Genomic DNA, 8,545 nt, shown 5'->3' on the forward strand with positions numbered 1-8,545 from the left:
TCGTGTGGCCGGTTTCGACCGTCCGGCCGGGCGGCTGTGCACCGTTGTGGTTCGGCGCCGAGCCGGCTGTCGCCGGCACGGCCATATCGCCGCCAACCCTTTGCAGCGCATGGTGAGTTGTCGTGAGGTGGCTGTGCCGGCTGGTGGTGGCTGGCAGCATCGGGGGATGGGGTCGCGTGAGCGGGTGGGGCTGTCGGTGATCGCAGCGGCGTACGGGCTGTCGGCGATGGGGGACCAGATCGCCCTGATGACGATGACCCTGCACCTGCACGACACCGGCCGCTCGGGGGCCGCGATCGCGGCGCTGACGGTCGCCGGGGTGGCGCCGATCGTGGTCCTGGGGCCGCTGTTGGTGCCGGTCCTCGATCGGGTCGAGCCGCGGCGGTTGATCGCCGTGGTCGCCGCCGCCCAGGCCGTCGTCGCCGTCGCCCTGGCGCTCGTGGACGCCCTGGCCGTCCAGCTGCTGCTGCTGGCGGCCCTGGGCGCCGGGCTCGCGGTGGTGGCGCCCGCGCTGTCGCTGCTGGTCCCCCGACTGGTCGGGGACGAGCGCACGGCCCGGGGCTTCGCCCGCCTGGAGACCTTCCGCTCGGTCGGCAACGTCCTCGGTCCGGCGCTGGCCGGACTGACGGCCACCACGATCGACCGGCGGACCGCCCTGCTCGCCGACGCCGCGACCTTCGCCGCCCTCGCCCTCGCACCGACCGCGCTACACCCAGGCAGCGCGCGGCCTCCGGCGGCTTCCCGGCCCCGGTGGCGGGATCAGGTGGCCGAGGGGGTGGGGATCATCGGCCGCGACCGTGTCCTGCGGACCGCGGTGGTGTCGTTGGCGTGCGCGGTGGTGTTCACCGCGATGATGGCCGTCGCCCGGGTGTTCTACGTACGCGACGACCTGGGCGCCTCCAGCTGCTTGTTCGGGATCCTAGTGACCTGGCACACTGCCGGGATGCTGGGCGCCTCCGCGCTGATCGCACCCAGGATCCCGCCGGCGCGCCAGCCCGCCGTCCTCGCCGGGGCGGGCTGCCTGATGGGCACCGCCCTCCTGGCCGTCGCCCTCGTGCCCCGGCCCGCGGTCGCGTTGGCCGGCTTCCTGCTGACCGGCGTCGCGAACTCCCTGCAGAGCCTCGCCATCCGCAACCTCGTCCATGCCCGCGTCCCGCAGCAGGTCCGGGGCCGGGCCTTCGCCACCACCGGCGCCGCCCTCAACGCCGCCAACCTCGGCGGCACCGCCCTCGGCGCACCCGCCGTCACCGCCCTCGGCGGCGGCCACACCCTCCAACTCGCCGGCGCGGGCACACTGCTCGCCTCGCTCGCCGCGGCACCGGCGCTGCTCCTCGCCCGCACCGCGACCCCTGCGGAAGATACTTCGATATCGAAGGAAGCCGGAATAGAGCCTTCCGCGCCGCGGGCCCGCCACATGAACCTCTACCGCCGCTACTTCGACCTCGTCGCCTCCGGCCGCAAGACGATCGAGGTCCGCGTCCAGTACGCCAACCTGCGCAACCTCGCCCCGGGCCAGCACATCCGCTTCGCCTGCGGCCGCGACGACTGCCTCGTCGAGGTAAAGCGCGTCGCCCGCTACAGCACCTTCGAGGAGATGCTGGACACCGAAGGCCCCGCAAACATCAACCCCGACTCCCCGCGTGAGGAGCAGCTCGCCAACATTCGCCGCATCTACGGCCCGGAGAAGGAAGCCCTCGGCGTCCTCGCCATCGAGATCGAGACGATCCCGGCCGGCTGACGCCCCCCGTCGGGATCTGCCCGACCACCGCGACGCCGCCCGGGCCGGCGCCGGGCGCACACCTCGTGGTCGGGCAGATCCCACGGCGGACCGGGGCCGCCGACCTGCACGGCGGCACCGTCCACCTCACCGCCGCGCCGGGCAGCGGAATTCAGGCAGCACTTTTCCAGCACTCGGCGGAGCCCCCATCACGGCCGGCCCGCCACGATGGCGGCCGGGGCCGCGGCTGCAGCGAATTTCGCGGCCGCAGCCGTTGCGGGTTCCCATGGAGCTGCGCGGCAGGCGACGACGCCTGCCCGGTGATCTCGAGTGCCCCATCACGCAGCGGCGGCGCCGTCGGCTCGGTGCGATGGACGATGGTGGCGTTGCCGTCAAGGACCGGCTGCCGTCCGCCCTCGCACTCCTTGAGCCAACTGCGCGTCGGGCCAACCGCGTTGTGCGCGATCATGGGCCGGTCCGGGTCGGCGAGGCTCACGTCACAGGCCGCGCGTTCCGTGGCCGGTGTTGGGGGCGGCGGCGACCAGGCCGGTGATCAGCAGGTTCAGGGCGTGGTCGAAGTCCTCGGTCGGGTCGCTGTCCGCGTCGGTGGTGGCCACAAGTCGGGCGAAGTGCGGCAGCCGGGCCGGGTCCACCGCACGCCGGAAGACGTCCAGCCCGTGGACGGCGGGTCTGGGCGGGGTGGTGTAGCCGGAGGTGGACAGGGCCAGTGTGCCGAACACCAGGGCGTGGACTGCGATCAGCGCCTGCCGGGCGGCCTTCTCGTCGAAGCCGGCCTGGAACAGCGCTTCGAGAATGTCCTCCGCGGGGCGCAGGGCCGCCTCTGAAGTGGGGTTGGCTTGGTCGCCGACCAAGGTCTTGGACACGGCGGGGTGGCGGCTGAATTCGCGGTACAGGTTGCCCACGGTGATCCGCAGCCGGTCCGCCCACGGCAGGCCGGGGTCGGCGCGTTCGACGGAGGCGAACACCTGCTCGGCCAGCGTGTCCAGCAGGTCGGTCTTGTTCTTCACGTGGTTGTAGAGCGACATCGCCTCCACGCCGAGTTCTCCGGCCAGCCGGCGCATGGTCAGCGCCTCGATGCCCTCCGCGTCGACCAGGGCCAGCGCGGCGGCCGCGACCTTCGCCCGGTTCAACGTTTCCCGTCGGGTCACTTGTCGCCCTTCCTTCGCGGTCCGCACTTGACGAACTTACACCGTACGTGTCCTACTTACTGCGTAAGCATACAACGTAAGTACGAGGAGGGGTCATGCTCGACGTACTGGTGGTCGGCGGTGGGCCGGTCGGCCTGCTGCTGGGCGGAGAGCTGCACCTGGGCGGGGCACGGACGCTGGTGCTGGAGGCGTCCGACGGCGCCGAACGCCGGACGCGCAGCCTCGGCCAGCGCGCCATCAGCCCGCGCAGCGCCCAGACCCTCGCCCTGCGCGGACTCGTCCCCGCACTGGAAGCGGCACAGAACTCCTGGGCCGCGCACCTCGCGGCAGCAGGGCAGGAGACGAGGGACGGCGACCAGCTCGCTCGCGTGCTCGAACTGATGCGCAAGGGCCGCGCCAAGGGCCACTTCGCCGGAATGCCGCTGGAGAGCGACGGCACCGACGGCGGCCGCACCTACCTGATGAAGCAGCACATGCTGGAGCAACTACTCTCCGACTGGGCGGCCGGGCTCGGCGTGCAGGTCGAGCCGAACTCCCAGGTGGTCGCGGTGCGCGACGAGGGCACCTGCGTGGTCGCGGACCTGGCCGACGGGCGCTCGCTGCGAGCCGGCTACCTGGTCGGCTGCGACGGCGGCCGAAGCACCGTGCGCAAGAGCGCCGGCTTCGCCTTCCCCGGTACAGCAGCCACCATGACCGGACGGGTCGCGGTGGCCGAACTCGCCGAACCGCACAAGCCCACAGCGGTACTGCGCGGCCCGGGAGGACTGGTCAACGGCCTGATGGTGCCGGGCGAGATCACCACCGTCGAGTTCGACGGCACCGGGCCCACGGACCGCGACGCGCCCATGACCCCCGCCGAACTGGCCGGCAGCATGCTGCGCGCAGGCGGGCTCGCGGTGACGGTGGCCCGGCTCGAAGCCGGCACCCGGTTCAGCGACAACACCCGGCAGGCCGACACCTACCGGCGCGGGCGGGTGCTGCTCGCCGGGGACGCCGCGCATGTGCACTCCCCGATCGGAGGACAGGGCCTGAACCTCGGCCTGCAGGACGCGGCCAACCTCGGCTGGAAGCTCGCGCTCGTGGCCACCGGCCGCGCCCCCGAGCGGCTGCTGGACACCTACACCGCCGAGCGGCACCCGGTCGGCGCCCGTGTCCTGCGCAACACCCGTGCGCAGCTGGTCCTGATGCGGCCCGGCCCGCACGTCGACGCGCTGCGCGAGGTGCTGGCCGAGACGCTGACGATCCCGGCCGCGCACGAGTACTTCGGCGCACTCGTCAGCGGCGCGGACGTGGACTACGCGCCGGACACGGCGCAGCCCCTGGTCGGCCGCTTCCTGCCGGACGAGCTCTGGTCGGCGGTCGCGGAGCACATGAGCGACGGCCGGTTCCTGCTGCTGAACCCCGGCGACGACGAACGGCTCCGCGAGGCGGTCGACGGGAACGACCGCGTGCGAGTCGTGCACCTGCTGGCGCCAGGTACGGGGATGGCCGCGCTCCTGGTACGGCCGGACGGGTACGTGGCGTGGGCAGGCACGGACCCGGGCCCTGCCGGGCTGTCCGAGGCGCTCGACCGGTGGTGCGGACAGCCCGCCGTCCGAACGGAGGGCTGAGGGCCGGCCCTTCCCTACAGGGCCGGCGGTGCCACGGAGGCGCGGGGCGGCGGCGATCCGCCCCTGATGGGAACTGACCTGCGCCAAGGCCCGGACCGGTGCCCTACCCACGCCTCGGTGGCCCGCTCCGACTGCGACTGCCGGAGCGGGCCACCGAGGTGTTCATCCGCCTCTCCCCAGCTACCGTGGCCTGCGGCGCCATCGGATCGCGGCCGGGCGCCAAGGCTTCTCGGGCCGCTGCGGCCGGGCTCGGCCCTCCGCTTCGCACAGGGCCGCGGGAGCGGCGGGGCCGGGGTTGGCGAGGATCGCGCGCCAACCCCACCCGCCCTACCCACGCAGGTCGTAGGCCGACCAACGTCCCGGCCGCGCCTAAGACTTCGCCGTGGTAGACATCGCATGCCGGTGCAGGAGCTTCGAGGACGAACTCCAACGCAGATGCCCGAACAACGGCTCGGCGTACGGCCGAAGAGCACCGGGCCGCGCCCCGGGCCGCCCGGGTATCCTCCCGACAGGTTGTGGAACATGACCGATGATCACCTCATGACATTCATGAACACCGCCGAGTCGGCGGGTGGCGCGGAGCGGCATGCCTCCTGGACGGAGCTCTTCTTCGACCTCGTCGTCGTCGCGGGCGTGCTGCAGCTGTCGCACCTCCTGCACGAGGGCCCGACGGCCGCCGATCTCGCCCTGTACGTCCTGCTGTACCTCGCCTTCTGGATCGCCTGGGTCTGCTTCACCGTTTACGGGAACGTCGAGGGGGACCGTGCCTGGACACCCGGTCTCCTCCTGGCGATGCTCGGCCTCGCCGTCATGGTCGCGGCCGTCCCCGGGATCCGTGGCACCAGGCACTACCTGGCCTTCGTCGCCGCGTACGTCTTCCTGCGCTGGCTGTCCAGCCGGTTCTGGCGGCGCGGGCGGGTCGTGATGGACTGGCCGGTGGCCCAGATGGGCCTCGGTGTCCTGCCGTGGATCGTGTCGCTGTGGGTGGATGCTCCCGCCCGCTACTGGCTGTGGGCCCTGGGAATCGGGTTCGACCTGCTGGCCATACTCGCGAACGCAGGCGGCCACATGCTGCGGGGCGCACAGGAGTGGGCGGAGCGCCTCGTCAGGAAGAACGGCGACCACGGGCGGCCGGTGATCGAGGCGGCCTACGCCGATGTGCCGCACCTGATGGAGCGCCTGAGCCTCTACGTCATCATCGTGCTCGGCGAGGGGGTCATCCAGATCACCACGGTCGCCGCCGACACCGCCTGGGACGTGCACCTGGCCGCCGCGGCGCTGGGCTCGTTCGCCCTGCTGTCCGGCCTGTGGAGCATGTCGCTGCTCAACGGCTTCGGTGGGATCCCGAAGACCGGCCGAGGCGATCTCCCGGTGCGGTTGGCCCTGTCCCTGCACTGCCTGACGACCTGCGCGCTCGCCTCCGTCGCCGCCGGACTTGGCCTGGCCCTCGCGCATCCGCACGACCCTGCTGCGAACGGCGTGCGGTGGTTGCTCTGCGCGGGTCTCATGGTGTACTTCGGCGTCAGCGTGCTGGCCGCCGCGGTCTCCGGTGCACGGTGGCAAAGCGTGCTCGGTTGGGCGCTGCCATGCCTGCTCCTGCTGTCGGCGCTCGGCTTCTTCGCACGGCATCTCGGCGCCGGATGGCTGATCTGGGCGCTGGCGACCGCGGTCGGCTGGCAGCTCGTGTTCGCGCCCGGGAAGCGCGGCAGCCTGCGGGAGCACGCCTCCGCCTGACCGGCGACTCCCGAGATGTCGGTGGCCCACGTCTCGGAAGGCGAATCGGCAATTGGATTCCACCTAACTCCTGATGCTGGGGCGCGATCTCCCGCGGTTGTTAGAGGCGGCCCGCGGTATCCGTGCGGACGCGGACCTGGGGCGGGAGCCGGTCGCGGAGGTCCCCGATGGGCCACTGCGACCCGCACCCGGACCCGGGCGCCCGCCCTGCACCGCCGGTACCTGAGTATTGGCCGCAGACCTACGTCGGGAAGCAGCACCCCGAGCCGTCGGAGGCCCGGAACGCCGCCCATCTCGCCCGGACGGACAAGTTCCATGAGATTGTCCAGAGGTACATGAACATGCGTGGGTGGAGCGGGAGCGGGAAGAGGAAATGATCTACCGCGCCCTCGACTTCCAGCTGACCTGCAGCAAGTGCGGTCATGACGTGACGGGCTCGCGCGGCCAGCAGATCGTGGTCGAGAAGTTCGGCTGGTTCGACGAATGGCAGTGCAAGAACTGCGGCCTGGTCAGTTGCGACTACGGCGACGGGCCCGGGTCGGAGCATGTCCGGCAACGACTGCTGGAGACGTTCGGAGGATTCCGGCCCCGGCTCGTGGAGGGCCGGGACGGGACCGTCGCGGCGGCCCGCCGCTTGCGGGAGATCCTCGACTGCAGCCCGGCCGAGGCGATCGGCAAGCTGAAGGCGGCGAAGGCCGGGGAACCCCTTGGAACCGCCGTCGAAGTCGAAGCCCTCGTGCAGGCACTTCGCCGGGACGGTTACGCCTATGAGACGGTCGCCGCCGGATCGGAGGACTGAACAACCGGATCCGCCGTGCGGCGCATGTGCTTGTGGCGCGCTCCGGTCACACGCACCAGCCGTCCCGGTACGCAACCCAGTGGTCGCCGCGAAGTCCACATACAGGGCGAGGCCGAACTGCTGCCGCCCGCCCGGCCCGAAGGTCGGCCTCGCGCCCTGGACGCCCGCCGCGGACCGCCGACGCCTGGGCCGGCATCGCCGGCGGCCGCTGTTCGCAACCGTCCGGGCCCGTGCCGGTGCGGGTGGCAGCGGCAGCACGGCCTGCGGTCGCGTCGGCCTGCAGCGGGGCGTACACCGGAGGCATGGACCGCTCGGACAGCGCGGCGGCGCCCGAGCCCGGTGACGTGTCGGCCCCGTGCGACATGTGCGGGGCGTTGGTGCTGCGTCGGATGGGGCTGGTACTACGTCGACGAGCGGACCGTACACCGCACCGAGCGGCCGACCGGGCCCAACGGTCCGGCCGCCTGGTGACCCCGGCCACCTCGCGCGGCCCGGTCGCAGCGTCGGCAGCCGGACGCTCAGCGAGCCCGGAACGCTGCCGGGCCGTCGGCCCGGGGTACGGCCGTGCACCTCGACCGCACCTCGCCCCGGGGCATGGAGATCACCGGCACCGGCCGGGTGCGTGCGGGGGTCATGGGCGCCGGTGTTCGCCGGCCGGCGGCCTGGGGGTTCGGCGCTTCGCGTCGGGCGGGAGATCCGGGACGTGGCCGGGCAGGCCGAGCAGGCCGGTGTCGTCGATCTCGTGCCAGCCGGTGAAGTCGTCGGTGGTGTAGGCGCCCTGCGGCTGGTCGGGACCGCCCGGGACATCCGGTGCCCGGCGCCAGCCGAAGGCGAAACCGGCGCCCGAGCCGCCGCGGTGGCCGGCACCGGGGAGCGCGAACCCGTGCGGCGGGGAGGCGACGAGCAGCACCACTAACACGCCCAGCTCGGACGGCCGGCCGTCCGGCCGATGGTGCCGGTAGACGGATCCCGCGACGAAGAACCCGGACCTGGACCGCACCTGCCGCACCTCCTCCTGCTGGACCATCTCCAGCATGTGCGGACCGATCCAGGTAGGGCGCGCTGGGTCCGCCCCGCCGGGGTTCGGGCTACGTCCCGGGCGACCCGCTCGCGACGATGATGCCGCGGGCGGGAGGCCGGTGCGCCGGGACCGGAATGGCCGGTGGACGGCCGGGCAGACGGGAGGGCAGCTTTACCGAGCGAGGAGACCGAAGGCATGGGCACCGACCGGCAACCGTCGAACGACCACCGGACCAAGGCGATGCAGCGCTTTGCCCGGCACGAGCGCCGGGGCGAGGCACGGCTGCCCGCCGTCCTGGCGACGCTGGCCGCGATCCTGCTCCACCTCGTCCTGCCGGAGCGGCTGCTGGTCGGCCCGCGGTTCGTGCTGCCGGGTCTGGAGATGCTGCTGCTGATCCCGTTGATCGCGGTCAACCCGCGCCGGATGACCCGGCAGAACCGGATGTCCCGGGCGCTCTCGCTGATCCTGGTGGCCGTGATCGGCGTGAGCAACCTG

At 72.7% G+C, this 8,545-nt stretch carries 6 protein-coding genes and 1 pseudogene; 5 read left to right on the plus strand and 2 right to left on the minus strand.

Going from position 1 to position 8,545, the window contains the following annotated elements; translation table 11 throughout:
- Positions 1-166: 166 nt before the first annotated feature.
- Complete coding sequence (locus ABT014_RS32630) at positions 167-1,738, plus strand: MFS transporter (RefSeq protein ID WP_502895141.1); 1,572 nt, start codon at positions 167-169, stop codon at positions 1,736-1,738.
- 476 nt (positions 1,739-2,214) lie between these two features.
- Here the strand turns inward: ABT014_RS32630 and ABT014_RS32640 are convergent, their stop codons facing one another.
- Positions 2,215-2,886, minus strand: coding sequence for a TetR/AcrR family transcriptional regulator C-terminal domain-containing protein (locus ABT014_RS32640; RefSeq protein WP_350643145.1), 672 nt, complete (start codon positions 2,884-2,886; stop codon positions 2,215-2,217).
- 95 nt (positions 2,887-2,981) lie between these two features.
- Here ABT014_RS32640 and ABT014_RS32645 point away from each other — a divergent pair, with 95 nt between their 5' ends.
- The 3 genes from ABT014_RS32645 to ABT014_RS32655 all read left to right on the plus strand — a co-directional run bounded on the left by ABT014_RS32645 (position 2,982) and on the right by ABT014_RS32655 (position 7,029).
- Positions 2,982-4,496 carry an FAD-dependent monooxygenase gene (locus ABT014_RS32645; protein ID WP_350643146.1) on the plus strand — a complete coding sequence of 505 codons (1,515 nt, stop codon included), beginning with the start codon at positions 2,982-2,984 and terminating at the stop codon, positions 4,494-4,496.
- A gap of 522 nt (positions 4,497-5,018) precedes the next feature.
- On the plus strand, positions 5,019-6,230 hold the full coding sequence (locus ABT014_RS32650; protein WP_350643153.1) for a low temperature requirement protein A: 1,212 nt from the start codon (positions 5,019-5,021) through the stop codon (positions 6,228-6,230).
- A 349-nt stretch (positions 6,231-6,579) separates the two neighbouring features.
- Complete coding sequence (locus ABT014_RS32655; protein WP_350643148.1) at positions 6,580-7,029, plus strand: hypothetical protein; 450 nt, start codon at positions 6,580-6,582, stop codon at positions 7,027-7,029.
- A gap of 631 nt (positions 7,030-7,660) precedes the next feature.
- Here the strand turns inward: ABT014_RS32655 and ABT014_RS32660 are convergent.
- The gene (locus ABT014_RS32660) at positions 7,661-8,065 is read right to left on the minus strand and encodes a hypothetical protein (protein ID WP_350643150.1); all 405 of its coding nucleotides are present in this window, start codon (positions 8,063-8,065) and stop codon (positions 7,661-7,663) included.
- A 180-nt stretch (positions 8,066-8,245) separates the two neighbouring features.
- Here ABT014_RS32660 and ABT014_RS32665 point away from each other — a divergent pair.
- Positions 8,246-8,545, plus strand: a pseudogene (locus ABT014_RS32665) (hypothetical protein); the annotation flags it as partial.

Origin of the sequence: Kitasatospora sp. NPDC094015, from assembly GCF_040304075.1 — a bacterium.
Classification (GTDB): domain Bacteria; phylum Actinomycetota; class Actinomycetes; order Streptomycetales; family Streptomycetaceae; genus Kitasatospora.

Excerpts from the sequence above, each read along its gene's own strand:
- ABT014_RS32630 (WP_502895141.1), top strand. The coding sequence starts at position 167 with ATGGGGTCGCGTGAGCGGGTGGGGCTGTCGGTGATCGCAGCGGCGTAC.
- ABT014_RS32645 (WP_350643146.1), top strand. The coding sequence starts at position 2,982 with ATGCTCGACGTACTGGTGGTCGGCGGTGGGCCGGTCGGCCTGCTGCTG.
- ABT014_RS32650 (WP_350643153.1), top strand. The coding sequence starts at position 5,019 with ATGACCGATGATCACCTCATGACATTCATGAACACCGCCGAGTCGGCG.
- ABT014_RS32660 (WP_350643150.1), bottom strand. The coding sequence starts at position 8,065 with ATGCTGGAGATGGTCCAGCAGGAGGAGGTGCGGCAGGTGCGGTCCAGG.